The organism is Rickettsia australis str. Phillips, from assembly GCF_000273745.1.
In the GTDB taxonomy this organism is placed as follows: Bacteria; Pseudomonadota; Alphaproteobacteria; order Rickettsiales; family Rickettsiaceae; genus Rickettsia; species Rickettsia australis.
Genome location: NZ_AKVZ01000020.1, coordinates 19,889 through 45,148 on the forward strand (window position 1 = coordinate 19,889; position 25,260 = coordinate 45,148).

Genomic DNA, 25,260 nt, shown 5'->3' on the forward strand with positions numbered 1-25,260 from the left:
GATATCTATCTTTATTTAGCAATGCCAAAATAATTCTTATTTATCCGTAGTATATTAATGAATCAAGGGAAACATTACTATCAAATAGTTTATGCACCAAACGATATTTTTAAAAAACAAGCAGAATATATAGACATTGTTGATGATAATATTCGTACTATTGTCGATAAAATGCTTCAGACTTTACATATAGAAAGGGCAGTGGGACTCGGTGCTAATATGGTAGGAATATTAAAGCGTATAGCGGTAGTTGACCTACATGAAAATAATAAATCATCGCCTATAGTTTTGATTAATCCTGAAATAACTTATTTTTCGGAAGCAAAACAAACTTTTATTGAGGGTTCTTTATCATTTCCAGGCATTGAGGCCTCTATTACACGATCAAAAGTAATCAAGGTAAAATATTTCGATTATGACGGTAATAAACAAGAACTAGAAGCAGAAGGCTTTTTAGCTACTGTAATTCAACATGAAATAGATTATTTAAACGGCAAAACTTTCTTAGATTATTTATCAAAACTTAAGCGTGATATGCTCCTTAAAAAGATGCTAAAGCATATAAAACTCCATCCTCCACATATTCACGGTAGTAGTTGTAGTCATTAATTAATTTTTAAAATAATAAAACTTTCTTGACTGTTAATAAAAAGTATAATTTATTTACAATTTTATTTTTTATTAATAGATATGAAGAAAATATTTTATGTATCAACAACAACTAAATATATCTAATCAATATCCGGAAGAATGTTATATAGATCAAGAGGCTGGAATACTTAAAACACCTTGTAATTTATATAATTACTCATTGAAAATCATACATAATACAGAATCAATAAAATCTAGAGAAGGTGTAACAGGAACAATAATATATGGATAGATATGGGTAACAAAAGATTTACAAAAGGCTTTAGTATTTGGAATTGCCGATGCCGCACTACCGCTAGCATATCTTTGTTATAATAGTTTTGGTGATAAACGAAATATAGATAAGGTAAAATTATATATAGCGGTGGGAAAAAATTTAGGCAGTGAAACATGTAAACAACTCATGCATGGTCAAAATAATGAAAACTTTGATCTTAGTGAATTTTTACAAATTAATCCAAAATACTCTCAAAATCTTTTAAACAAAACCAAGCAATTTGCTAGTATATGTAAATCTAATGCAACAAATATTTCTAATGATACTGTATATTATAAATGATACAGTTTTAGAAGCTTACCGTCCATGTCTTAGAGCGGATTTGCTTGATATTTTTAAAATTCATTTAACATTATAAGATAAAATAGTGTATTATGGGCATAGAGGAACTATAAAGTATATAGGAAAACGCGTTATTGCAAAAGTGTCTGATTTTGGTGAAAAAATTCATGAATTTATTGATACCAGTAACAATAAAAATGTTAGTATAATGTCAATACTAGTAAAGTTACCACTACTTTAATAACTACTACTACAATTTATTCAAATAATCATACAGCTTATAAAATTACTGAAATCAGGAACGAACATAATAAATGTTACGATGAAATACGTGAAGAAACAATAACAACCCATATAAAATTTAGATTAAATAAACATTATCCAATAACAATTATAGAATATAGATCACTTTCTCTTCTTGATAAAATAATCCCTAGATGGTCTTTTGATTTTAAATTTGTTCTTAGCAGTCCTAACGGCGATAAGATGGAGGCAAAAGATAATGCGTATCTAGGAATTAATTATAATCTTGAAGGTAAAATATGTAAATTAACTGTACCAAATCCTCCCGTAGTTTCTTAAAACCCTCTTTGGCCTGCTTTAGTCATGTATCATGGTCAAATTTATACATTACCTGTAAATAAGTGGACATTATCACTACTTAGTGCAAAAAGTATATGAACATAGCGGAATGGTAACAATAGGGTATGAAGACCCGCCTTATTCTTTAGAATTGATAGGTTGATATTTTCAGTGTTCTAATGGAAGTATGGCTAAATTACAAAAATGACAGTAAAACAAAAATCATATCTTTACAAGCCTTAGCCAAGCTTCCCAGTCACGTTTGCCTAAATCTTCTTCAAACGATAATAAGTCTTTTACCGTCTGCTTACATATTTCTACGGAAGGGATTATAATCTCTTGTTCTTTTGTAGAATTTAGCAAACATTGTGTTTTACAAGCTTGTTCTAAATGGTAAGTATAAAACATAGCTTCATGAATAGTGTTGCCGCAGGTAATAGCACCATGATTACGAAGTAACATCACATAATTTTGCTTAAGGTCATTAACGAGTCTACTACTTTGCTTGTCAGTATCTAGCACTAGAGAATTATAATCATGATATGATATTCTGTCATAAAAATGTAATGCCCATTGACTGAGCGGTAAAAGCCCGCATTTTAAAGCAGAAACTGCTATACTTGCTGGAGTATGATAATGAAAAACGGCAGAAATATCAGGACGTACTTTATAAATACTACCATGAATAAAGTAACCGGTTTTATTATATTGATATTCTTCCCCTTCTAAAATTTTTCCGTCTAAACTAACTTTTAAAAGATTCTCCGTAGTTACTTCTTCAAACCTTAGTCCAAAAGGATAAATATAGTAAAAATTGGCATTTTTAGGTCTTGCGGATAGATGCGTATAAGTATGATCATCCAGCGATAAATATGCCATTATCCGGTAAGCGGCAGCTAAATTATATTTTATATCCATAATTGTTAAAATCTATATTGGTTTTATGTCATTCTTGCGTGGCTTTGACCTTGTTTATGTCATTCCCGCTTTCGCGGGAATGACATAGGAGCTATACAACAAATCTCCAAAAGCTATTTAAAGGGAGCGTATACTGCTTCTTCCTTTATCTCTATCGTTGCTTCTTTAGGAGCTTTTATACATTCTTGTAAAGATTTTTTCCCTAAATACGGTGCTAGATTATAATTTAATATATAACATTGTAAATTATCTTTCTTACCGCCAAAATTAAATTCTATTTTATTGCCTTGTTCCAATAGCTTTTTAATCTCTGTCGTTTTTTGAATAAAATTCTTTTGTTCTACATTTAAGTGTTTGATTCTTAGTATATTTTTTACTACGGAAAATGTAGAAATAACAAGAAGCAGAAGGAATATAAATAATTCTTTATTACTTTGCTTATTTAAGAAAATACTATTTTGAATATATGAAGCTGCAACCATTCCGATAGCTATCACATAACATCCAAGATATCTAAGTAACGATGCTCCTCTAATTGCCTCTTCATAACTAAAGTTAAAGAAATATAAATATAATCGCCATAAAGCAAAAATTATAAAACATCCAAACGTACTTATCAGGAAAAATTTATATTCTTGCAGCAAATCCGGTTTATATTTATGAATTCCGTACCATGCAGCTATACAAATAGTATATACAACTAAACTGCCTTCTTTTACTAAGAATAACAAGAGAAATTTACCGTAATTTAGTAATAATGCTCTATGCTGTTCATTAAAATTTTCAGCAATATATATCAAATTGCTAAAACTATGTTCGCCTCTGTCAAAAAAATCATGAGTATTTTGAAAATAACTCATCCAAATAAAATTACACAAAATTGGTAAGGTAAGTAGAATTAGATATATAATGTAATCACTTGATTTTTTAGTTTTTTATAAAAAATTGTATAATGAGCTATAAGAATTATCGAAGCAAAACTTGCAAACCATGTTCCAATTTCTCGAAAAAGTGCAAGCAATATCGTAATAGGTAAAATAAGTAATAATGCTTTTTTCTTGTCTTCCTCAAGGATATAAATCGTAAAAATAGCTCCGAACATTAAGCCAATAGTACTATCATTATATATAGAGCGAATTCCTGTCGTATATAATACTACGCTGCAAAGTAAAAGTGAAAACAACATTCCGGTTTGCCAGAGCTTCTTATTTGCGGCTAAAGGAGCTAGAAATGATAAATGTAATAAGAAATGAGCAAATAATACGTTACCGTCCGAATAACCTGAAAGTGAAAGCATAAAGTAATGATAAACGGCAGCACCTCTAGGATAATGTGCATGAGTAGTAATAATAGAAGTGAACGAGTTTTGACTTTCAAAAACACCGAAATATAGCAATTCCTTAGTAAATATCCCCCAGTGCGAGAAATCATCATAAGCATGCAACGATGCTGCCCTTGTATACAGAAAAAATATGAAGATTATTAAAGCGAATATGATGATTTCAATTATATTTTTTCTAGATTCCTGCTTTCGCAGGAATGACATAAAGGGTGAGGATGACATGAAAGCTAAAAATATACCGATGAAATAACTTACATGTGTTGTAGCCGGTAATAGCTTTAACATAGCAAAGCAATACAAAATCGGTACTAATATGCTGATTGTTACGGGAATAGTGAAGGTCAATTTTGTTTTGAAATATTTAGCAAAAAAAGACGAAAACCCAAAAATGCTTAATATCGGTATTATAATCATATTAATTTGTAAATAATTTTTTGGTCATTGTGAGGAGCTATAAAACCCACTCTGTCATCACGTGATCAAGCCACGGGATGACACAGAGTGGAAATTGAGCCAACGAGGGCGAAGCCTTTATCACCCGTGTTTAATCTTAGCTTGTGCTGCGGCGATTCTTGCTATAGGGATACGGTATGGAGAGCAAGAAACATAGTTTAAATTCATTCTATGAAAAAATTCTATAGAAGCAGGGTTTCCTGCATGTTCCCCGCAAGCTCCGAGTTTCAAATTAGCATTACTGCTTTTCCCTCGTTTTATAGCAATTTCAATTAATTCTCCTACTCCTTCTTCATCTAGAGTAGTAAATGGATCGGATTCAAAAATCTTTTCTTCTAAATAACATGGAAGAAAAGAGGCAATATCATCTCTAGAAATTCCATATGTAGTCTGAGTTAAATCATTAGTACCAAAACTAAAATAGTCAACTTCCTTGGCTATTTTCTTACTATCCAGTGCTGCCCTTGGTAGTTCTATCATAGTACCGAGCGTAAAAGAAAATTTATATCTATAACGTTGCTCTAATTCCTCTATTACCTCATAAATATCCATTTTAAGCTTTTTTATTTCACCTACATTGCTAATTAAAGGAATCATTAGTTCTAAGTTACATTCTATATGTTCTTTTTTATGTAGCTCAAAAATAGCCGTAAAAATTGCTTCAATTTGCATTTGGTAAATTTCCGGTGAACATATACCAAGTCTACATCCACGGTGACCGAGCATAGGATTTACTTCATGCATAGCATGAAGACGTTGATTAATCATAGATAAAGGTAGATTTAAGCTGTTTGCCAAATTCTTTTTATCTTCTTCAGTAGTAGGTAAAAACTCATGTAACGGCGGATCAAGTAATCTAATATTTACCGGTTTATCTTTCATTACTCTGAATAAAGCTTTAAAATCCTCAGTTTGCAGAGGTAATAATTTCTGCACGGCAAGCTTTCTACATTCTATATCAGGAGCAATAATCATTTCCCTTACTAAAGGAATTTTATTTTTATCAAAAAACATATGTTCGCTACGACACAAACCTATACCTTGAGCCCCCAATTTTACAGATACTAAAGCATCGTTAACCGTTTCGGCATTTGCACGAACTTTTACGCTACTAATCTCGTCTGCCCAATCTAAAATTAACTTGGATTCCTCACTGAAAGTAGGTTGAATTAACGGCATTTCACCTAAGAAGATTTTACCACTACCTCCGTCAATCGTGATAATATCACCTTGCTTAATAACTATGTCACCTGCTGTTAATATTTGTTTTTTCTCATCTATAGATAAATTACTTGTACCACAAACACAAGGCTTCCCCATACCTCTTGCCACAACTGCAGCATGTGAAGTCATTCCGCCTCTAATAGTTAAAATACCTGAAGAAACATGCATTCCGTTAATATCTTCGGGACTGGTATCATGACGTACTAAAATTACTTTATGATGATGAGATAATTTTTCAGCATCATAAGGCGAGAATACTGCAATACCCGTTGCAGCACCCGGAGACGCAGGAAGCCCGTCGGCAATAGAAGTAAGCCCCTTACTGTAATCAATGCTTGTATGCAATAATTGATTTAATGATTCTGGATCGATTCGCATTAAGGCTTGTTCTTTAGAAATAAGCTTTTCTTCTACCATTTGTACGGCAATATTAATAGCAGCGATGGCTGTTCTTTTTGCAGTACGTGTTTGTAAGATATATAGCTTATTATTTTCTATAGTAAATTCTATATCCTGCACATCTAAGTAATGTTCTTCAAGCTTTTTCGCAATTTGTGATAATTCCTTAAACACTTCCGGCATTATTGCTTGCATAGAATTTGAATCATTTGCAATAATAGGCATAGGTGTTCTAGTTCCCGATACTATGTCTTCACCTTGAGCATTTATTAAAAACTCTCCAAAGAGCTTTTTTTCTCCTGTAGAAGGTGATCTAGTAAAAGCAACTCCCGTAGCTGAAGTTTTACCTAAATTACCGAAAACCATTGCTTGGATATTAATAGCCGTACCGAAACCATCCGAAATATTATTAATTTTTCTATATATAACCGCTCTATTACTCATCCAAGAATGTAGCACCGCTTTAATTGCCGATTCTAATTGTTCATAAGGATCATTAATTAGTTGCTTAGTATACTTAATATGCAACCGTTTGAAATCCTCAATAATTTTTTCTAATAATTCTACGGTAATATCACTATCTTTATGAATATCAGCTTGAATCTTGTGCTTTTCATAAATTTGTTCAAATAGATCACTAGGTATAGATAATACCGTTGAACCATACATTTCTAGAAATCTTTTGTAACTATCAAGAGCAAACCGTTTATCACCACAGGAATCCGCAAGAGCATTACACACTTCGTTATTCATTCCAAGATTAAGGATAGTATCCATCATTCCAGGCATTGAAATCATAGAACCTGAACGCACCGATAATAATAGGGGATTGCTTGTGCTGCCGAAAATTTTACCGGTAGTTATTTCAAGTTTAGTGATAGCTTTTTTTAAGTCGTTTTGAAAATTTTTAGGCAAGTTATTATTATGGGTATAAAAGTAATTACATAGCTCCGTAGTTATTGTAAAACCATCAGGAATAGGGAGTTTTAGATTAGACATTTCAGCAAGACCGGCACCTTTGTTACCAAGTACATTCTTCATGCTAGCGTTTCCGTCACTACCATTACTGCCAAAATAATAAATTAATTTTTTCATATCATATATCAAAATTTGCTAAAAATTTATGTGTTTAGAAGCATTAAATACATATTTATACAGTATGAAAAAAATAGTAGCAATGTTAAATTTAAGAATATCTTTAATAAAATAGTTGAATTTTTAAATTTGTTATTATACTTATTAATTTAATTATATTCTGTGTACAAAAGTCAAATTTTCAAAAAAATCTTATTAATTTTTGCTAAAAAATATCTCAAAATAGCAAATCAATTAGAAACTTTCACAGAACCTAATAAGTGCATTGAACTTCTTCTAGATGTTATTGACTAATTTAAGAAAATTGACCATAATTCTAAACGGTCGTGCAGTTGCGTGATGATATAGCAAAGCTATAGATCACGAGGAAAGTCCGGACTCTATAGAGGTATGGTGCCGGTTAACCTCCGGCAGAGTATTATTACTTTAGGGAAAGTACCACAGAAAATATACCGCTGAATTGTACGTAAGTACTCGGTAAGGGTGAAAAGGTACGGTAAGAGCGTACCGGTAAGTTGGTAACAAATTACGCATGGTAAACCCCACCAAGAGCAAGATCAAATAGGCGTTACAGAACTTATCAAGTTCCCGGGTTATCTCTAGCCGGCTTGTAATGCGGGTAGATCGCTTGAGGTAAACGGTAACGTTTATCCTAGATAAATAACTGCAATGAATTTCTATTCATACAGAATCCGGCTTATAGACCTTATTGTCATATCCGTGGTCCGTATGTCATTGCTGCGAAAGCAGGAATGACATACGAAATGTTCGTACACCATAGGGCAAGACCATGGAATGACCTAGAACTTACTATGACACAAATATTAATGAAAAAGTTATATTATAATCCTATTTGTCCTCTTTCAAGACAAGCTCGTGTCTTCTTAAAAGAATTAGATATAGAATTTACTACGATTAAAGAAGATTATTGGCAATTCAATAAAGGTTTCTTAAAAATAAATCCTGCTGGAACATTGCCTATTTTAGAAGAATCATACGGCTTATTTGTGGTAGGCATTTATCCTTTTGTTGAATATCTTAATAGTAAATATCCGAATTTTAATTTTTTAGATGAAGATATTGATATTTGTTGCGAAATTAGACGATTATTCTTTTGGTTTAACGATAAATTTTATCGTGAAGTTACTAAGATTATTATCGATGAAAAAGTTATAAGATCAATTGCTAAAATGAGCAGCCCACGAACCGAGTTTTTACGTGCTGCAAAAAATAATTTAAATTATCACTTAGAATATATAACTTCTTTACTCGAAAAAAGAAGTTATCTCGTATCGGATTCACTAACTATTACCGATATTGCCGCAAGCTGTCACTTATCGGTACTTGATTATTTCGGTGAGATTTATTGGGATAAATGGACGCTTATCAAACATTGGTATTCACTAATTAAATCAAGACCGACTTTTAGGTTATTATTACAAGATAGAATACCAGGCTTTACCCCTCCGAGCTATTATACAGATTTAGATTTTTGAATATATAATTTAATAATTTAGTTCTTTCCGTATCATGAGCTTTTAGTATTTTACGAATATTATTAAGAGATTGATTTTTTATGAGTGCAGGCTCATGTTCAAGATGAACTCCACTTAAAATAGCTGTTCCATCGCCGTAGGTACATTTTATTATTGCAGGTTTATTATCTTCATAACTTGCTATTATTTCAGTATCTTTAGTATTTTTTGCATCAACAAAATATCCACCACCATTATAAAAAGCATAACAATCCTTAATATTTAAATTAAGTGTTGGATTTATTTTTAGGTAAGCGGCTCTTGCTCCTCTATTTGAATTATAGTAGTAAGGAGCAAGTAATGGCCCTCTAACCGTTCCATTGAAAATCCTTAATTTTCTTTCACCTATAATCTCTATATTTGTTCCTTTAGCAAATGCTAAATAATTGCCGCTATAATAACTACCCGCACATATTCCAAGAAAATTACCGCCATTTTTTAAATAATTTTTTATATTATCATTTCCTTTGCCTTGCAATTTTTGTACATAGTATAAATCTCTTCCACCGAGTAAAATAAGTAATAAGGTGTTTTGAAAACACTTTTCCTCTATAATTTCTTGTGCAGTAATATAATCTACCTTATACTTTGGAGCATAAAGTTTTAAGGTATGCACGCAATGCTTAATACTTTCTTTTGAAACTCCTAAATCATTATAAATTTTTATTTTCATTTTTATATTATTGACAAGAACATTATATAATTCTATTTAGTGTAATTACTTAAAAATAAATTATGAAGTAATTTTATGCAACTTAATTCAATCTCGTTACCGTTAACCAAAAGGCAAGCAATAAAAATAGTTTTAGGAGTAGCATTACTTACTATTTGTTCACAAATAGTAATACCGTTTAAGCCTGTTCCCATAACATTACAAACTGTTGCAGTGCTATTTATCGGGCTTACTTATAATAAGGTCAGCGGTACTCTAGCAGTATTATCTTTTGTAACGCTAGGAGCTGCAGGTGTGCCGATATTTGGTCAATTTTCTAGCGGGTTACCAATATTATTAGGTATTACCGGTGGATATCTAGCAGGTTTCATAGTTGCCGTATATATTATGGCTAGCTTAAAAGATAAAATTTTTACTTCTAATAAATTGTTAAACCAAATTACTTTATGCTTAATCGGTAATATGATTATTATGGGTTTAGGCTGGTTATGGTTATCCAAGTTTTTAGGATTAAAAGAAGCATTTTATAGTGGTGTACTATTTTTTATAATACCCGGAATAATTAAATCAGGCTTATTAATCGGACTTACCAACGTAGTAAAACCAAAAACTCGATGAACTTCTGTATTGCCTAAAAATTTTGATATCATTCCCGCGGAAGCGGGAATCCAGGAACATTTAGTGTCATACCGCGACTTGATCACGGTATCCAGTCTTTATTAATTTTTTTCTGTGTACCCCGTGGTCAAGCCACTGGGTGACATAGTAGGTTTTACTGGATTCCCGCTTCCGCGGGAATGATATCGAGTGTTGATATATAACTCTATTATTCATGCAAAAAATCAATAACAATGCTAATGCCGCATTTTCCGGTGCCGACCTGGAAAAATAATATTAAATATAATCTTGAAAATATAGCAAGACTTTTAAAAGCCTTAGGTAACCCTCATTTAAGGCTTCCTCCCGTCATACATATAGCAGGTACAAACGGTAAAGGTTCAAGCAGTGCTATGCTTAAAAGCATCTTTACGCTTGCAGGTTATAAGGTACATTGCTATACATCTCCTCATTTATTCGAATTTAATGAACGAATCGTAGTAGCAGGTGAGAAAATCTCGGATAATGAATTATGGCAGGTTTGTGAGGGGGTAAGGGTAGCAAGCGAAAAATTTAATATCGAACCTAGCTTCTTTGAAGGTACTACGGCAGCAGCATTTGTAGCATTTGAGAAAACAAGAGCCGATATATTAATTTTAGAGACAGGACTAGGCGGTCGGTTAGACGCAACAAATATAGTAGAACGACCGTTAATTACTTTAATTACACCTATTTCATATGATCATATGAATGTACTTGGGTCAACATTACCCCTAATAGCAGTTGAGAAATCCGGTATTATGAAATCTTGCGTTCCTTGCGTTATAAGTATACAAGCTTTAGAAGTTTATGAAACATTATTTGCAAAAGCCGAAGAGCTAGATGTACCTACTTTTTGTTATGAATATGATTTCGGTATTAAAAAGGCGGAGAATGGGTTTATTTATTCATCACGAAATTTTAGTTATGAATTTCCAACTCCTTCCCTACTTGGTGATCATCAATTAATAAATGCTGCAAGCGTTATTGCTTTAATAAGTTTGATAAATAAACAATTTAATATTAGCAACGAAATTATCTCTAAAGGACTGAAAAATACTATTTGGCGGGCTAGAATCGAAAAAATAGAACCGACAAAATATTCTAGATTAATAGGTGATAATGTTCAAATTTGGGTAGACACAGCTCATAATAATAGTGGGGCTCAAGTTTTGACAAATTGGATTCGTGATAACTTAAAATCACCGATATATTTAATACTCGGTATGACTAAAAATAGGAATATCGAGGAGTTTTGCTCCTACTTTAAGGGTTTGACAATTAAAGGTTACGGTGTTAAAGTTTTATCCGAACCGCTAAGCCATAGTGCAGAAACAATAAATTTGGAAGGCAGAAAGAGCGGTATTGATTTTAGCGAAAGCGATTCACTCGAAGAAGCGATTAGTGATATAAAGAAGATAAACGGTGATAATAAAGCAAATATTATAATAACCGGATCGCTTTATCTAGCTTCCGATTTTTATAAATTGCTGTCTACTCGATGAACTTTAAAAATTGGCTACGTCGTTCTACAAGAACGAGGGTGCTCACCGATTATTATACGCTCCGCTCCTCGTCTTGTGAACTCCTTGCTCTTTTTAGAGTTGAGCTTCGTATACCCAGCAACAACAACAAACCTAAAACCCTATCTAGGAGAAAATAACATGACCTATTGCAACAAATCTAATCAAACCTCATATCCTTTTATCTTACCTGATTTACCTTATGACAAAGAGAGTTTTAAACCACATTTTACTCCTGAGACTTTTGATTATCATCATGGTAAACATCATAATGCTTATGTACAAAATCTAAATAACTTACTCAAAGATAAAGAAGAATTACAAAAAAAAGATTTAGAAGAAATAATAGACTGGTCATCTCAAAACTCAAATGCAGCTATTTTTAATAACGCAGCCCAAATATGGAATCATACCTTTTTTTGGCATTCAATAAAGCCGCAGGGCGGAGGTAAGCCAAGTGGTAAAATATTAGAACAAATTAATAAAGATTTCGGTAGTTTTAAAGGATTTTGCGCGCAGTTTAAGCAAGAAGCAGTGGGGCAGTTCGGTAGCGGCTGGGCATGGCTGGTATATCACGATAATAGGCTACAAGTTATAAAAACTGCTAATGCCGGCACACCTATAGCAAACGGTATGAAGCCGCTTCTGGCATGTGATGTATGGGAACATGCTTATTATATTGATTATCGTAACAAACGACCTGATTATGTTGACATATTTATTAAGCATATGATTAACTGGAAGTTTGTAGAAGATAACTTAATTAACTAAAATTATGAATTTAGAGGATATTAAACAGGCTCAAGAAACTCCTATCGAATATATAGCCTTTAGTGGAGGTGGAGCTAAGGTAGCAATATATCCCGGAGCTTATGAGGCAGCAAAAAAGCCGGTATTTTAGATAATGTCAAGGCGGTAGCAGGGTGTTCTTCTGCCGGTGCTATAACTGCAGTGGTAGCTCTTGGAACACCGCCTGAGCGATTTGAAGAAATTTCTAAAAATACAAATCTGCAAACTTTGCTTGGGAAAAAAGGATTTTCTGCGGGTATAGTACAGTTAAATAAAGACGGTAAACCTTTATATGATCTATTAGAAATTGTTATTAAAGAAAATATAGGAAATTTTTTACAGAGATCAGATATAGTAAATGTTAAAGATGATAAAGCTCTTGATGAATTAAGAGAACGATACAACCACAAAGACGGTAAAATATATTTTAAGGATATAGCGTTACTGCGAAAATACGATCCAGTGCAGTATAAGGATTGAGTAATTACAGCAATGCAGCAAGAGACAAGTGCACTAACTATTTTCAAGAGTTTGATACACCAAATATTGAAATTGCTTTAGCTTGCCGTGCTTCTGCTTCTATACCCCTTGTTTAAGCCGGTAGAAATTGACAGTAAAAAATATGTCGACGGTGGATATAGAGATAATATACCGACCAAATATTTTAAAGACAATGAACCGGAATTTGATACAAAAGAAGTAACTGATAATATGGAGGAAATTACCTTAGCTAAAAAGCAAGGTAGAACTCTAGCTATGGCTTTTGGCACAGGTATGGAAGCTGATGCAAATATTGCTATATATAGTGCAAAAAAATTTGAAAGCCCAAGTGATATCGTAAAGTTTTTAGCTGATGTATTATTTAAGACTCTTGCAAAAGTAGGAGGAAAATTTAAATATACCGAAACTCTAAGAGAAACTAATGAGCAGTTACGTGAAAATGCTTTAAACACTATTGTTTTAGATACTGCCGGAATAGATACTTTGGATTTCAAAGATGCACAAAAATATTCTGATTATTTGCATATTAAAGGATATTGTCAAACTAGAGAACATTTGAATAATCATGACCTTGGCAAAGAAGCAGATAAAACATTTGACCATCAAAAATTTCTACTAAATGTTTATGAAGTTTATGATAATAAAAATCTACATAAAACTTTTGGAACCAAATTATTAGAAATGTTTATTCCGTCAAAAGAAAATAATACTTCTAAATGGTAAGAAGGAGTTATTGAAAATCATGATGATAAAGCAAAAATGTTATTATCATTTTGTAAAACCGGAGCATTAAACGAAAAAGAATTAAATGAAAAGCTTAAAGAATATGTAATTATTGCTGCAACTAGTCGTAATAATACACTAACAACCGATACAAACTCATTGAAAGCTTTGCTGCATACCTTAAACGATCCAGCTGCTTCAAGTAAAATAAAAAATGGTTTTATTGAAGTACTTGGAATAGATAAAAATAAAGATGTACTATTTGATAAAACTAAAACCTTTGATGAAAATATTGCTAAGTTTAAATTTACTAAACAAGATTTAGAAAGCTTTATAACTAAAAGTAAAAGCGAAGCACCAAAAATTCAAAGCAAACATAGTAATACTGTGGCTAGAAGTAATGCAAGTAGGGGATAATTATTGTCATTGCAAGGAGCGAAGCGACGTAGCAATCCAGACAAAATAATAAAAAATTCTGTAAATCAGAATTTTTAACTGGATTGCTTCGTCGAATTACTGTGTAATTCTTCTCGCAATGACTGAAAATCAGTCTACGCAACAATATCCGCTCGCAATGACGATTACTAAAAAAATGAACATCGGTAAATTTAAACTAATTGTTTTTGATAAACTAGACAGTACAAGCTCTGAGGCTATGAGAATTGCTAAGAATTCTAAAGTTGATTCAAACTATGCAGTACTAGCCAAATCTCAAACTAGCGGACGTGGTAGAAACGGCAAAAACTGGCAGTCTAGGTCGGGTAACTTACATGTAAGTTTACTAATAAAGCCTGATAAAGAGCTAGAATTATTACCGCAATTATCTTTTGTTACAGCACTTGCCGTTTATGATTGTATGTCATCCCGTGGCTTGACCACGGGATCCAGTAAACCAACAACCAATGATGCTGTAAGCTGTTTTCTGGATCCCGTGGTCAAGCTACAGGATGGCATTATACAACTAAAATGGCCTAACGATGTTCTCGTGAACGGTCGGAAAATTGCCGGTATACTTCTTGAATCTGTTAAAATAGAAAATAATTATTACCTTATTATCGGTATCGGTATTAATATTACCTATCACCCTGATAATATAGACCAGCCTACTACTAGCTTAATAAGCGAAAACCTACCGCCTATAGAGCTGCAAGCTTTACTTGAAAAATTAATAGAGAATTTTGAAAAATATTATCAAATCTGGCATAATAACGGTTTTTCTTTTATTAGAAAAAAATGGTTAGAACATGCTTATAAGTTACATGAAAATATTAGCGTCAAACATCAAAATGATATAATAACCGGTCTTTTTAAAGATATCGATAATACTGGTAGAATAATATTGCAACTACCTTCCAAAAAAATACTCTCTTTTTCCACTGCCGAACTTTTTTTTAGTAAAAAAATTACTAAATTTAAATTGTAGATTTAATTTTTGTTAACCTCTACTTAAGCTCTAATTTAACAAGGTGATCAATATATGCCCCAAGAGAACAGCGCTCCAAGTTATGCGTCTCAGGCATTTTTAACAAATGCATATGAGCAATTAAAGAAATTTAAAAGTCTTTCTCACAATAATATTTGTACTTTAACACAAAATTTCTTAAAAATTGTAAAAACTTTTAAATGCGTGTTATTTACCGGTAATAATAAGGCATTTAAAGGTTTAATAGAACTATATGACGAAGCAATAAAAAAAATACCTTAGTATGAACTTCAAAATACAAATATAACACGATTTAGAGATATTATGGTCTTAATCGGAAGAGAATTTGAGAATGAAAAATGTATAAATACCTCTTAATAGCCTGCCATGATCATCATAATGATATCCTTGTTAAATGAGCTGTTGCAAATGCTTCTCACCATAAAACGTAAAATTTCTTTGGCAACATGATAGTAAAAAACGTATAGGGATTATCACGCACCTTGCCGAAGATGATCACGGTTTAAAAATGGAAGCGGTGATAAATAATAAAGTCAAAGCAGGAGTAGAAGCGATAGAGCTAATAAAGCAATGAGCAATAGATGGATTATCTATAGGCTTGTATATAAAAAACTTGGTTTATAATGATGCAAGACAGAGAATAATTACCGAAGCAGAGCTTTTAGAGATAAGCATTGTTACTTTTCCTGCTAATCAGAATACTAAAATCTTATATATTACTAAAAATCAAGGTGTAGAATATAACAATAAAATCAATGAATTAGAAGAAAAATTCTATAATATGCAAAATATTTTAGAAAGACCAAATAGTATAAATATAGAGGAACAAGAACAAAAGACGGCTGTCATTAATGATGTGCGTAAAGGCGAAGATAATGGGCTTATGCAAAAGTCATCTCTGAATAGTAGAAGCAGGTGGTGTTTTAATATTACAGACTTTATACAACAGTATCATTAACGAAATAAATACTAAATCATCAATGAGGCAGTTAGCTTCGATTGAAACGATCTCTACAAATACACTTGATATAATAAGCGAGGATGGCAAATTTAGCAGTGGCTGGATTGGTGAGGTAGAAGCACAAGAGGAAACCCCTGCAGCAAAGTTAAAGCAGCAGCGTATTTTTGTTCATGAGCTGGCACAGCCGAAAGCTAGCCAAGCACTACTTGATGATGCGACTATTAGGGTTGAAAATTTGTTAGGTGCAAGATTGCATGATAGTTTCGTTAAAATGGAAAATAATGCGTTTATAAACGGTGACGGTATAAAAAAACCTAGAGGTATTTTATCGCCTGAACATGATAAAATCGAGAAAGTTAAGATGGGTAATAAAATTATCACCGATGGGCTGCTTGATTTTATCAACGCACTTAAGGAAGAATATTTAGCAAATGCAACTTTGCTAATGAATCGTATTACCTTATCGAAAATACAGCAGCTTAAAGATCATCAAGGTCGTTTTATTTGGCAACAATCTTTATCGGATTCCTTTAAACAAACTATATTTGGAGTACCGGTAATTTGTAGCTCCGATATGCCTCCTATAGATAAACAGGGAAATGCTATAGCGGTATGTGACTTTAAAGCAGGTTATAAAATAGTAGATAGAAGCGATATTAATATCATGCGTGATCCTTATACAGAAAAGCCTTTTGTGAAATTTTATGCAGTGACGAGAGTAAGGGGCGATGTTGTTAACCCAGACGCTATTAAAGTTGGGGTTTTTAATTAGATACTGTGTCATCCCGCGACTTGATCGCGGGATCTATAAAAAATTTAAAGACCAAGAAAATGACTTAGCGGCAGATGATTATTCGATTGAGCAAAATCTTTTAACTCTAAATAAAGCATTAAGTAATGCAGAGCTGACGGTAGAATATATAAGCGGTTACGATAAAAACAATATTCCGCACGCTATAAAACACGGGATTATCTTACATATTGCCGAGATGTATGATAGTCAAGCTACAAATTGTATAGGGCTTTCCAAAGAGGTAAAAATTTATATTTGCCTTATCGCAATATACAAATTTAGGAAATACGGTTCTTATAACTGTGTAGATACGAAGTCGTCATTGCAAGGAGCTGTAGGCGACGCGGCAATCCAACAAAAATAGTAAAAAATTCTGTAAATCAGAATTTTTTACTGGATTGCTTCGTCAAAACTTACAGTTTTTCCTCGCAATGACGGAAATTATTTAAAAGGTAAACACATGCAAAAAAACAGTCGTGAAAAATTTTCAGCATCAAATTAAGTTTTTAGAAAATATCGCAGGAGAGGGGATGGAGGAAGATAGATGGGTAGAGAAATTAATAAGCTATGCCGAAATTAAGCCGTTATGCGATAGTAAATTCCTTGCTCTAAAAAATATAAGCTTCGGACATATAATAACGGAAGGGTATTTTCTATTTAAAATAAGATTTATTCAAAATATCACTACTAAAATGCGTATTTTATTTAAAGAACGGGAATTTGAAATATGGATTTTTACTAATGATAAAAATCGTAATATTGCTCTAAGCCTTGCTAGTAAAATAAGCGATAAAATAGAACATCACTCATTTAAAAATGTTGCAGGGATAAAAGCAAATAAAATAGAGTTGCAAGCTAGCAAAGATTTAGTCAATACAAAACTGGTAATGAATTATCAGGCGTTGTTGAAAAGCCCTCTGTGTCATCTAGTAGCGTGACAGGTGTTGTCTGTATGGATATCCAAGTCGTCATTGCGAGCGACCTTTGGTCGTGCGGCAATCCAAAAAAACTTGTAAAAAATTTGGACAAGCTTAGTAAAAATATTAATGTCATTCCTGCGAAAGCAGGAATCCAGTAAAACACACATGTAATTTTAGGTATCTTATGAATTTTCACGATATACGCATGCCGGAATTTGTTGAAAGTTTTGCGGTCGGAAAAATGGAATTGTCTACATGCTATCACTAAATCAGGTAGAGAAGCAAGACATTTAGACTGCAACTATGGCTGTCAGAAATATTTAATCAAAAATGCAAAGTTAAGCAGTACTGAATTTGAGCAATTTAATAGCTTCTTTAAAGCAAGACAAGGCAGTAATTTTGCTTTTAGATTGAGGGATTATGGCGATTATAAAGTAACTAACGGAATGATCGCTAGAGGTGACGGCAATTTAAATAAATTTCAGCTAAGGAAGATATATAGCGATGCTATTGCTCCTTATGAACGAGTAATTACTAAACCGGTTAATAATAGTGTAGTTCCGTATATTAATAACGCAAGGACTATATGGGTATAGTCGATTATAATGACGGCAATATAACCTTACCGAAGCCTTTAGGACAAAATACAACTTTAACTGCTGATTTTATTTTTGACGTAGCAGTGAGATTTAGTATAGATAGTTTTGAATATTCTTATTGTAATGACGGTTCTATAGAATTATCAAACATAGAGTTGATGGAGGTAATTATATGAGTATTGCCATTGAAGAAGTAATAACAAAGCTCTCTAATTTTGTTTATTGTTTTCAAATTAAGTTAGCTAGCGGTGAGGCATTAAACTTAACAAATAGTAATCATGCTATAAAAAGTGAAGAGAGAGTTTTTTCACCGAATTCCGGTTTAGATGTCAAAGAAGCGGAATTTAACGATTCTGCACAGAATCATATAATTTTGGAAGGTATTTTTGAAAAAAACGGCATTATGACGACAATGGATTTAAATAATTCTATTGTTAAAATAATAATATATACTGACAAGCTTTTTGAGCATTTCGTTACATATTATTGCACTTTATATACACAATATGATTTAAACTTTAAAATATATTTAAAACCTGAAACGGTAAAATATAATCAGACTATAATTAACCAATATAGCAAAATATGTAAAGCAGTTTTTGGAAATAGTAAATGCCAAATAGATAAAGCTTTATATAGCGGCATATATAAGGTTAAAGAAATGCTCAAGGAAAGTTTAAGAATACTAGATTTAGATAAAGAAAACTGCTATTATAACGGCGGTCAAATTATATTCGGCAAAAATCATTTTAGCAATAAAGTTCTAAGCAATTTCAGTGATGATTATATTAGAAGATATTATACCAAATTATGCTAAAGATACCGAGGAAGTAAAAATTATTGCCGGATGTGATAAAAATTTTATAAGCTGTTGCAATAAATTTAATAATGCTATAAATTTTAGGGGCAAACCACTAATACCAAAAAAAGATTTTATAAATTTAGTATAATCAATGAAACAAAGCTTTATAAAACTAGTATATGCAGAGCTAAAGAATATAATAAATATGAAAAGCGCCAAACAACAGCAAAAAAAAGAAATGCAATTAATTGATTATTTTAAAATAGTTGAAAGTAATATATTATATACATTTCAAAAAATAAAAAAGGAATATGAAAGAGACTAAACGTTTTTTTAACAAAAATAATAGATTAAATAAAGGTTATGCTAAGACTTTGAGTATCAATGAGCCTGATAATAATTTTTACCGTAAAAAATTTGAACATATATTACCGCCAATTGATTTAATCAGTGAATATGAGAGTATTTATCCCGGTACTTTACAGGAATTAATGCATATGGCACAAAAAGAACAAGCTCATAAGCATGCTATAGATCTAAAAAACTTGAAAATACAGGAAAGAGTCGCTAAATTAACACGAATCTGTTTATTAATATTTGGCATTTGCCTTGTAGTTTCAATTTTTTTAAAACTTTCTAAATAAAATTAAAGATAAAATATTTTATTTACTTGTAATTTTAAATAAAATAAGTTAAATGCAATATATATTTATTTATAAACATAATACGGAGAAATTTTATTTCTAAAAATAATTTTCCTAAGGCTAATAGAGAAATCAGAGCTAAAGAAGTTCGTCTAGTAGGCGAAAACGGCGAAATGCACGGCGTTGTAAATATTAGAGAAGCATTAGATATAGCAGAAAGAGCAGGTCTTGACTTAGTCGAGATATCACCGAATTCTGTACCCCCTGTCTGTAAAATTCTAGATTTTGGTAAGTTTAAGTACAAAAGCAAAAAGCGTTTGCATGAAGCACGCAAAAAGCAAAAAATCGTCGTACTTAAAGAAATGAAATTTAAACCTAATATTAGTATAGGTGATTTTGAAACTAAGCTAAGAAAAATAAAAGAATTTTTAAAAGACGGAGATAAAGTAAAAATTTCTTTATGGTTTAAGGGACGAGAGATTCTTCATAAAGAGGTTGGTCAAGAACTATTTAAACGTATAGAAGTAGGACTCGAAGGACTCGTTAAAATCGATCAGCATGCTAAAATGGAAGGTAAGCAGATGATAATGATAGTTAGCCCTGATATTAAGGTGTGATAGCTACTCAAATCGTTATGAGCTACGTGGCTGTGTGTTGTTGCATGAATCGGTCAAACCTACTCGATTTCATTCCCGCGTGTAGGCAGGGATCCAGTAAAATATATAAAAAACAAGTTTTTTATATATTTGTTTTATCAAATATGTAACTTCTATATTAATATTGAAGTTATTTTACTGGATCCCCGCCTACGCGGGAATGAAATAAAATGAGCCATACAACAACGCCTCCTCGCAATGACATTAAGAACAACAATAATAAAAAATCAAATCTAAACAAATTATGCCGATTAAAATTTTAATGCCTGCTTTATCTCCGACTATGACGGCAGGAAATCTAGCTAGGTGGTTAAAAAAAGAAGGAGATAAAGTTAATCCTGGGGAAGTAATTGCCGAAATTGAAACCGATAAAGCAACGATGGAAGTAGAAGCAGTAGATGAAGGTATACTGGCCAAAATAGTTATCCCACAAAATAGTCAAAATGTACCTGTTAACTCTTTAATTGCCGTATTAAGTGAAGAAGGAGAAGAAAAAGCGGATATTGATGCGTTTATTACAAAAAATAATAATGTATCACCGTCACCAAAAACAGATGCTAACCTTCCAAAACCCCACGAGAATATAGCTAAGCTAGAAGAGCAGGTAGCAGTTATAAAACATGATGCTAGTAAAATATTCGCCTCACCTCTTGCAAAAAGACTTGCAAAAATGGGAAATATTAGACTTGAGAGCGTGAAAGGTAGCGGTCCATACGGTAGAATAGTCAAACAAGATGTCTTATCATATACTCCTAGCACTGTTCATAATAAAATAGTTAGTAGAAATCCTGAAGAATATCGTTTAGTACCAAATAATAATATCCGCAAGATTATAGCCAAGCGTCTACTTGAATCTAAACAAACAGTTCCACATTTTTATTTATCTATAGAATGTAATGTTGATAAATTGTTAGATATAAGAGAAGATATTAATAAATCTTTTTTTGAAGATAAATCAACAAGGATATCGGTTAATGATTTTATTATTTTAGCAGTAGCCAAAGCTTTACAAGCAGTACCAAATGCCAATGCTAGTTGGGGGGAAGATGCAATTAGATATTACAATAATATCGATATTTCAGTAGCGGTAGCGATTGAGAACGGGCTTGTTACGCCGATAGTTAAAAATGCCAATCAAAAAAACATTATAGAGCTATCTCGTGAAATGAAAGGATTAATAAAGAAAGCAAAAGATAATAAATTAACCCCTGAAGAATTTCAGGGCGGAGGGTTTACCATTTCTAACCTCGGTATGTACGGTATTAAAAATTTCAATGCTATAATTAACCCACCACAAAGTTGTATAATGAGCGTCGGAGCTAGTGCAAAACGTGCTATAGTCAAGAATGATCAAATAACTATAGCAACAATTATGGATGTAACTCTTTCTGCCGATCACCGAGTAGTAGACGGAGCAGTCGGTGCTGAGTTCTTGGCAGCGTTTAAGAAGTTTATAGAAAGCCCCGCTTTGATATTGATATAAGCCGTCATTACGAACATTGCCCATGTGGATCAATTTCATCTCTGTGTCATCCCGTGACTTGACCACAGGATCCATAAAAACAACTTAAAATACTAATATTATAGTATTTTAAGATGGATACCGCGCTCAAGTCGCGGTATGACAATAATCAAAACAAATCAAAATAAAATAACATGAGTTTTTCAGATAATTTAGCAAAAATTTTAGATAAATATGAAAATTTAGGCAAAAAACTATCTTCCGGCATTATAGGAGACGAGTTTGTGAAGGCATCTAAAGAATATGCCGAACTTGAAGATGTTGTAGTAAAAATTAAAGAATATAATAAAGCTAAATCTGAGCTTGAAGAAGCAAATAATTTTAAGCTAGAAGTAGGACTTGATAATACCACTTTAGAAATGATTGAAGACGAAATACATACTCTTGAAAATTCGTTACCAAAACTTGAAAGAGCTGTAAAAATTGCTTTATTACCGAAAGATGATGCGGATAATAAAAGTGCTATTATTGAAGTTAGAGCAGGAAGCGGCGGAGAAGAAGCCGCACTTTTTGCTGCCGTACTTTTCAATATGTACCAACGATACGCCGAGTTAAAAGGATGGCGTTTCGAGATATTAGCAATTTCCGATACTGGCATAGGCGGTTATAAAGAAGCATCGGCGTCGATAAAAGGCAAAGATGTATTCTCTAAGCTCAAATTTGAATCAGGCGTTCATAGAGTGCAGAGAGTACCGGAAACGGAATCACAAGGACGTATTCACACTTCAGCAGCAACAGTTGCAGTACTTCCTGAGGCTGAAGAGGTTGATATTAAAATTGAAGATAAAGACTTAAGAATTGATACTTATAGAGCTTCAGGGGCTGGTGGACAGCACGTTAATACTACCGATTCTGCCGTACGTATAACCCATATCCCTACCGGTATTACCGTAGCCTTACAAGATGAGAAGTCACAGCATAAAAATAAAGCAAAGGCGTTAAAAATTCTACGTGCTAGAATTTATGAAGAAGAACGACGTAACAAGGAACAAGAAAGAGCCGATAGTAGAAGAGGGCAGGTAGGTTCGGGAGATCGTTCGGAACGGATACGTACTTATAATTTCCCACAGGGAAGAGTATCAGACCATAGAATAAACTTAACTCTTTATAAGATAGACGAAGTAGTTAAAAACGGACAATTAGATGAATTTGTTGAAGCTTTAATTGCAGATGATGAAGCTAAAAAACTTTCAGAGATATAGAGGCGATGTCATCCCGTGGCTTGACCACAGCATCCAGTAAAAACCATTTAAAGTATACCAAATTATTTTGGCATTTTTAATTGGATTTAGTGATCAAGCGAATTAGGTAATACCGAGATATTTTTTAGTATAAAAAGATGGATACCGTGGTCAAGCCACGGGATGACAATGTAAAATGAAAACACAAGCATCTGTAAACGGTAAAATCTGGCAGCAGAAACTAATTAACGAAGATATAGTCACCGAGTTATGTCGTAGTTTCAAAATTAGTGATTTACTGGCTAGGATAGTATCATTAAGAGTAAATAATCTAGAGGAAGTAGAAAATTTTTTGATACCGAAAATCAAAAATTTATTACCTGATCCTTTTCATCTACTCGATATGAAAAAGGCTGTAGATAGAACCGTTAAAGCTATTTTAAATAACCAAAAAATATGTATCTTTGCCGATTATGATGTAGACGGTGCTACTTCAGCTGCTTTACTTAAAAATGTCTTTAGAGATTTAAATATAATATGTGATATTTATGTTCCTGATCGTATAGCTGAAGGATATGGTCCTACTCCTTTTGCTATGCAAAACATTAAAGATAAAGGTACAGAACTATTAATTACGGTTGACTGCGGTGCTATGGCACACGAAGCCCTAAAACACGCAAAAGATCTTAACCTTGATGTTATAGTAATCGATCATCATATAGCTACGGAAATATTACCGGATGCAGTAGCGATAGTCAATCCAAATCGTATTGATGAAAAAAGCGAATATAAACATTTGGCCGCCGTAGGAGTTGCTTTCTTATTTGCAACTGCAATATTATCGAATTTAAAAAAGCAAAATTATTTCACGCAAACAATACTTCAGCCTAACCTAATGAAGTATCTAGATTTAGTAGCTCTTGGTACTGTTTGCGATATGATGACATTAACAGGCTTAAATCGTGCATTTGTCGCAAGCGGTTTGAAAGTAATGCAACAAAGACAAAATATTGGTATTAAAACATTATATGATATGGCAGGACTTAATGAAATACCGAAATGTTATCATTTAGGTTTTATTTTAGGTCCACGTATCAATGCAGGCGGTAGAGTAGGAAAATCAAGTTTAGGGGCTAATCTCCTCTCTACTAGTTGTTCTAATGAAGCAAGTAAATTAGCTGAAGAACTCGAAAAACATAATAATGAGCGTAAAGTAATTGAGTTATTAATGATAGAAGAGGCAACAGAAATTGCTTTAACTCAACAAGATAGTAGTTTATTATTTATCGTAAAAGAAGGATGGCATCCAGGCGTTATAGGAATCGTTGCCGGCAGATTAAAAGAAAAATTTGATAAGCCGGTAGCGGTTGTGGCTTTAAATGACGGGATTGGTAAAGCTTCATGCCGTTCTATTTTAGGTATTGATTTCGGTGCTGAGATTATCAATGCTAAAAGCAAAGATTTGCTAATAGCAGGCGGAGGTCATGCTATGGCTGCAGGTTTTACCGTAACTGCTGAAAAATTACAAGAATTGCAGAATTTTTTTAATAATGCTTTTAGAATTAGTATAAATAAACTAGAAAATCATAAGCATGCAGAATATGATATTGATTTAACGGTTAATGGTGTGAATTTCCATTTAATGGAGGAATTAAACACTTTAGAGCCTTTCGGTCAAGGAAATCATGAGCCTATATTTAAATTTGATGATTTATTTGTATTAAAAGCAGATATCGTTGGAAGTAAGCATATTAAATGTATACTTGTTCCAAATAAGCGAAGCTTTGGTAATAAAGCCTTATCTGCTATTGCTTTTAATTCGGTAGGAACTTCATTTGAAGATGTTTTATTAAGCCCTAAAGCAAAAAATATTGCCGCAATAGGAACGTTAAAAACCAATAATTGGCAAAATAATTATACTATTCAATTAATTATAAAAGATATACTTCTTAGAGAGTAGATAACGTTGCCCGCATGGATACCTGAACCATCATTGCAAGGAACCGTAAGCGACTCAGCAATCTAGAAAAATAATGACAAAATTCTGTAAATCAGAATTTTTTACTGGATTGCTTCGTTAAAACTTACAGTTTTTCCTTGCAATGACGGTAAACCGATCCATGCAACAAAGCCGA

At 32.6% G+C, this 25,260-nt stretch carries 21 protein-coding genes, 1 other RNA gene and 4 pseudogenes; 22 read left to right on the plus strand and 4 right to left on the minus strand.

Going from position 1 to position 25,260, the window contains the following annotated elements; all coding sequences use genetic code 11:
- The first annotated feature begins 57 nt into the window (after nt 1-57).
- On the plus strand, nt 58-609 hold the full coding sequence (gene def, locus A452_RS0103150) for a peptide deformylase (RefSeq protein WP_014412727.1): 552 nt from the start codon (nt 58-60) through the stop codon (nt 607-609).
- Between the two features lie 1,405 nt (nt 610-2,014).
- On the opposite strand, the gene A452_RS0103170 is transcribed toward def, so the two are convergent.
- Both A452_RS0103170 and A452_RS08215 read right to left on the minus strand, forming a co-directional pair.
- Entirely contained in the window at nt 2,015-2,710 is a 696-nt protein-coding gene (locus A452_RS0103170; protein ID WP_014412724.1) for a class II aldolase/adducin family protein, read from the minus strand.
- Nucleotides 2,711-2,823: 113 nt separating this feature from the next.
- A pseudogene (locus A452_RS08215) lies at nt 2,824-4,337 on the minus strand (hypothetical protein).
- A gap of 28 nt (nt 4,338-4,365) precedes the next feature.
- Here A452_RS08215 and A452_RS12785 point away from each other — a divergent pair.
- Nucleotides 4,366-4,482 (plus strand): hypothetical protein, encoded by a 117-nt coding sequence (locus A452_RS12785; RefSeq protein ID WP_020372895.1) that lies wholly within the window; start codon nt 4,366-4,368, stop codon nt 4,480-4,482.
- A 104-nt stretch (nt 4,483-4,586) separates the two neighbouring features.
- On the opposite strand, the gene ppdK is transcribed toward A452_RS12785, so the two are convergent.
- Entirely contained in the window at nt 4,587-7,223 is a 2,637-nt protein-coding gene (gene ppdK, locus A452_RS0103180) for a pyruvate, phosphate dikinase (protein ID WP_014412722.1), read from the minus strand.
- Between the two features lie 316 nt (nt 7,224-7,539).
- On the opposite strand from ppdK, the gene rnpB reads away from it, so the two are divergent.
- Nucleotides 7,540-7,939, plus strand: an RNA gene (rnpB, locus tag A452_RS09030) — RNase P RNA component class A.
- Nucleotides 7,940-8,050: 111 nt separating this feature from the next.
- A complete protein-coding gene (locus tag A452_RS0103185; RefSeq protein ID WP_014412721.1) occupies nt 8,051-8,719 on the plus strand; it encodes a glutathione S-transferase family protein in 669 nt (222 codons plus the stop codon).
- Here A452_RS0103185 and A452_RS0103190 read toward each other — a convergent pair.
- A complete protein-coding gene (locus A452_RS0103190; protein WP_014412720.1) occupies nt 8,682-9,431 on the minus strand; it encodes a BPL-N domain-containing protein in 750 nt (249 codons plus the stop codon). The genes A452_RS0103185 and A452_RS0103190 overlap by 38 nt on opposite strands.
- 75 nt (nt 9,432-9,506) lie before the next feature.
- On the opposite strand from A452_RS0103190, the gene A452_RS0103195 reads away from it, so the two are divergent.
- From A452_RS0103195 to recJ, 18 genes and pseudogenes are all read left to right on the plus strand, one after another.
- The gene (locus tag A452_RS0103195; RefSeq protein WP_014412719.1) at nt 9,507-10,049 is read left to right on the plus strand and encodes a biotin transporter BioY; all 543 of its coding nucleotides are present in this window, start codon (nt 9,507-9,509) and stop codon (nt 10,047-10,049) included.
- A 233-nt stretch (nt 10,050-10,282) separates the two neighbouring features.
- Nucleotides 10,283-11,572, plus strand: coding sequence for a folylpolyglutamate synthase/dihydrofolate synthase family protein (locus A452_RS0103200; RefSeq protein ID WP_014412718.1), 1,290 nt, complete (start codon nt 10,283-10,285; stop codon nt 11,570-11,572).
- Nucleotides 11,573-11,731: 159 nt separating this feature from the next.
- Complete coding sequence (locus tag A452_RS0103205) at nt 11,732-12,361, plus strand: superoxide dismutase (RefSeq protein ID WP_014412717.1); 630 nt, start codon at nt 11,732-11,734, stop codon at nt 12,359-12,361.
- A gap of 19 nt (nt 12,362-12,380) precedes the next feature.
- Nucleotides 12,381-14,020: pseudogene (locus tag A452_RS12965) on the plus strand (patatin-like phospholipase family protein); the annotation flags it as partial.
- A gap of 175 nt (nt 14,021-14,195) precedes the next feature.
- The gene (locus tag A452_RS0103225; RefSeq protein ID WP_025999559.1) at nt 14,196-15,026 is read left to right on the plus strand and encodes a biotin--[acetyl-CoA-carboxylase] ligase; all 831 of its coding nucleotides are present in this window, start codon (nt 14,196-14,198) and stop codon (nt 15,024-15,026) included.
- Nucleotides 15,027-15,080: 54 nt separating this feature from the next.
- Nucleotides 15,081-15,308, plus strand: coding sequence for a hypothetical protein (locus tag A452_RS0103230; protein WP_014412714.1), 228 nt, complete (start codon nt 15,081-15,083; stop codon nt 15,306-15,308).
- A 211-nt stretch (nt 15,309-15,519) separates the two neighbouring features.
- A pseudogene (locus A452_RS11940) lies at nt 15,520-16,005 on the plus strand (HK97 family phage prohead protease).
- A gap of 4 nt (nt 16,006-16,009) precedes the next feature.
- Nucleotides 16,010-16,780 carry a phage major capsid protein gene (locus A452_RS11945; RefSeq protein WP_231290017.1) on the plus strand — a complete coding sequence of 257 codons (771 nt, stop codon included), beginning with the start codon at nt 16,010-16,012 and terminating at the stop codon, nt 16,778-16,780.
- The gene (locus A452_RS0103240) at nt 16,764-17,165 is read left to right on the plus strand and encodes a hypothetical protein (protein ID WP_014412713.1); all 402 of its coding nucleotides are present in this window, start codon (nt 16,764-16,766) and stop codon (nt 17,163-17,165) included. Before A452_RS11945 ends, A452_RS0103240 begins: the two co-directional genes overlap by 17 nt.
- 112 nt (nt 17,166-17,277) lie before the next feature.
- On the plus strand, nt 17,278-17,739 hold the full coding sequence (locus A452_RS0103245) for a head-tail adaptor protein (RefSeq protein ID WP_014412712.1): 462 nt from the start codon (nt 17,278-17,280) through the stop codon (nt 17,737-17,739).
- Between the two features lie 166 nt (nt 17,740-17,905).
- Nucleotides 17,906-18,496: pseudogene (locus A452_RS12790) on the plus strand (phage distal tail protein, Rcc01695 family).
- On the plus strand, nt 18,493-19,137 hold the full coding sequence (locus A452_RS0103255; RefSeq protein WP_014412711.1) for a baseplate hub domain-containing protein: 645 nt from the start codon (nt 18,493-18,495) through the stop codon (nt 19,135-19,137). The pseudogene A452_RS12790 and the gene A452_RS0103255 overlap by 4 nt, the downstream one beginning before the upstream one ends.
- Complete coding sequence (locus tag A452_RS09620) at nt 19,100-19,270, plus strand: phage BR0599 family protein (RefSeq protein ID WP_014412710.1); 171 nt, start codon at nt 19,100-19,102, stop codon at nt 19,268-19,270. The genes A452_RS0103255 and A452_RS09620 overlap by 38 nt, the downstream gene beginning before the upstream one ends.
- A gap of 163 nt (nt 19,271-19,433) precedes the next feature.
- Nucleotides 19,434-19,766 (plus strand): DUF2335 domain-containing protein, encoded by a 333-nt coding sequence (locus tag A452_RS0103270; RefSeq protein WP_014412708.1) that lies wholly within the window; start codon nt 19,434-19,436, stop codon nt 19,764-19,766.
- Between the two features lie 131 nt (nt 19,767-19,897).
- On the plus strand, nt 19,898-20,383 hold the full coding sequence (gene infC / locus A452_RS0103275) for a translation initiation factor IF-3 (RefSeq protein WP_238533854.1): 486 nt from the start codon (nt 19,898-19,900) through the stop codon (nt 20,381-20,383).
- A gap of 283 nt (nt 20,384-20,666) precedes the next feature.
- A complete protein-coding gene (locus A452_RS0103280; RefSeq protein ID WP_014412706.1) occupies nt 20,667-21,905 on the plus strand; it encodes a pyruvate dehydrogenase complex dihydrolipoamide acetyltransferase in 1,239 nt (412 codons plus the stop codon).
- Nucleotides 21,906-22,078: 173 nt separating this feature from the next.
- Nucleotides 22,079-23,146: a peptide chain release factor 1 gene (gene prfA, locus A452_RS0103285; RefSeq protein ID WP_014412705.1), complete on the plus strand. Its 1,068-nt coding sequence runs from the start codon at nt 22,079-22,081 to the stop codon at nt 23,144-23,146.
- A gap of 175 nt (nt 23,147-23,321) precedes the next feature.
- Nucleotides 23,322-25,085 carry a single-stranded-DNA-specific exonuclease RecJ gene (gene recJ / locus A452_RS0103290; protein ID WP_014412704.1) on the plus strand — a complete coding sequence of 588 codons (1,764 nt, stop codon included), beginning with the start codon at nt 23,322-23,324 and terminating at the stop codon, nt 25,083-25,085.
- The last annotated feature ends 175 nt before the right edge of the window (nt 25,086-25,260 follow it).

What these genes read in the sequence shown, in the direction of transcription:
- ppdK (WP_014412722.1), bottom strand. Translation starts at nt 7,223, where the DNA reads ATGAAAAAATTAATTTATTATTTTGGCAGTAATGGTAGTGACGGAAAC.
- A452_RS0103190 (WP_014412720.1), bottom strand. Translation starts at nt 9,431, where the DNA reads ATGAAAATAAAAATTTATAATGATTTAGGAGTTTCAAAAGAAAGTATT.
- A452_RS0103185 (WP_014412721.1), top strand. Translation starts at nt 8,051, where the DNA reads ATGAAAAAGTTATATTATAATCCTATTTGTCCTCTTTCAAGACAAGCT.
- A452_RS0103225 (WP_025999559.1), top strand. Translation starts at nt 14,196, where the DNA reads ATGAACATCGGTAAATTTAAACTAATTGTTTTTGATAAACTAGACAGT.
- def (WP_014412727.1), top strand. Translation starts at nt 58, where the DNA reads ATGAATCAAGGGAAACATTACTATCAAATAGTTTATGCACCAAACGAT.
- A452_RS12785 (WP_020372895.1), top strand. Translation starts at nt 4,366, where the DNA reads ATGCTGATTGTTACGGGAATAGTGAAGGTCAATTTTGTTTTGAAATAT.
- A452_RS0103195 (WP_014412719.1), top strand. Translation starts at nt 9,507, where the DNA reads ATGCAACTTAATTCAATCTCGTTACCGTTAACCAAAAGGCAAGCAATA.
- A452_RS09620 (WP_014412710.1), top strand. Translation starts at nt 19,100, where the DNA reads ATGATTATATTAGAAGATATTATACCAAATTATGCTAAAGATACCGAG.
- A452_RS0103280 (WP_014412706.1), top strand. Translation starts at nt 20,667, where the DNA reads ATGCCGATTAAAATTTTAATGCCTGCTTTATCTCCGACTATGACGGCA.
- A452_RS0103205 (WP_014412717.1), top strand. Translation starts at nt 11,732, where the DNA reads ATGACCTATTGCAACAAATCTAATCAAACCTCATATCCTTTTATCTTA.
- A452_RS0103200 (WP_014412718.1), top strand. Translation starts at nt 10,283, where the DNA reads ATGCTAATGCCGCATTTTCCGGTGCCGACCTGGAAAAATAATATTAAA.
- A452_RS0103255 (WP_014412711.1), top strand. Translation starts at nt 18,493, where the DNA reads ATGAGTATTGCCATTGAAGAAGTAATAACAAAGCTCTCTAATTTTGTT.
- A452_RS0103230 (WP_014412714.1), top strand. Translation starts at nt 15,081, where the DNA reads ATGCCCCAAGAGAACAGCGCTCCAAGTTATGCGTCTCAGGCATTTTTA.
- A452_RS0103270 (WP_014412708.1), top strand. Translation starts at nt 19,434, where the DNA reads ATGAAAGAGACTAAACGTTTTTTTAACAAAAATAATAGATTAAATAAA.
- A452_RS0103170 (WP_014412724.1), bottom strand. Translation starts at nt 2,710, where the DNA reads ATGGATATAAAATATAATTTAGCTGCCGCTTACCGGATAATGGCATAT.
- prfA (WP_014412705.1), top strand. Translation starts at nt 22,079, where the DNA reads ATGAGTTTTTCAGATAATTTAGCAAAAATTTTAGATAAATATGAAAAT.
- recJ (WP_014412704.1), top strand. Translation starts at nt 23,322, where the DNA reads ATGAAAACACAAGCATCTGTAAACGGTAAAATCTGGCAGCAGAAACTA.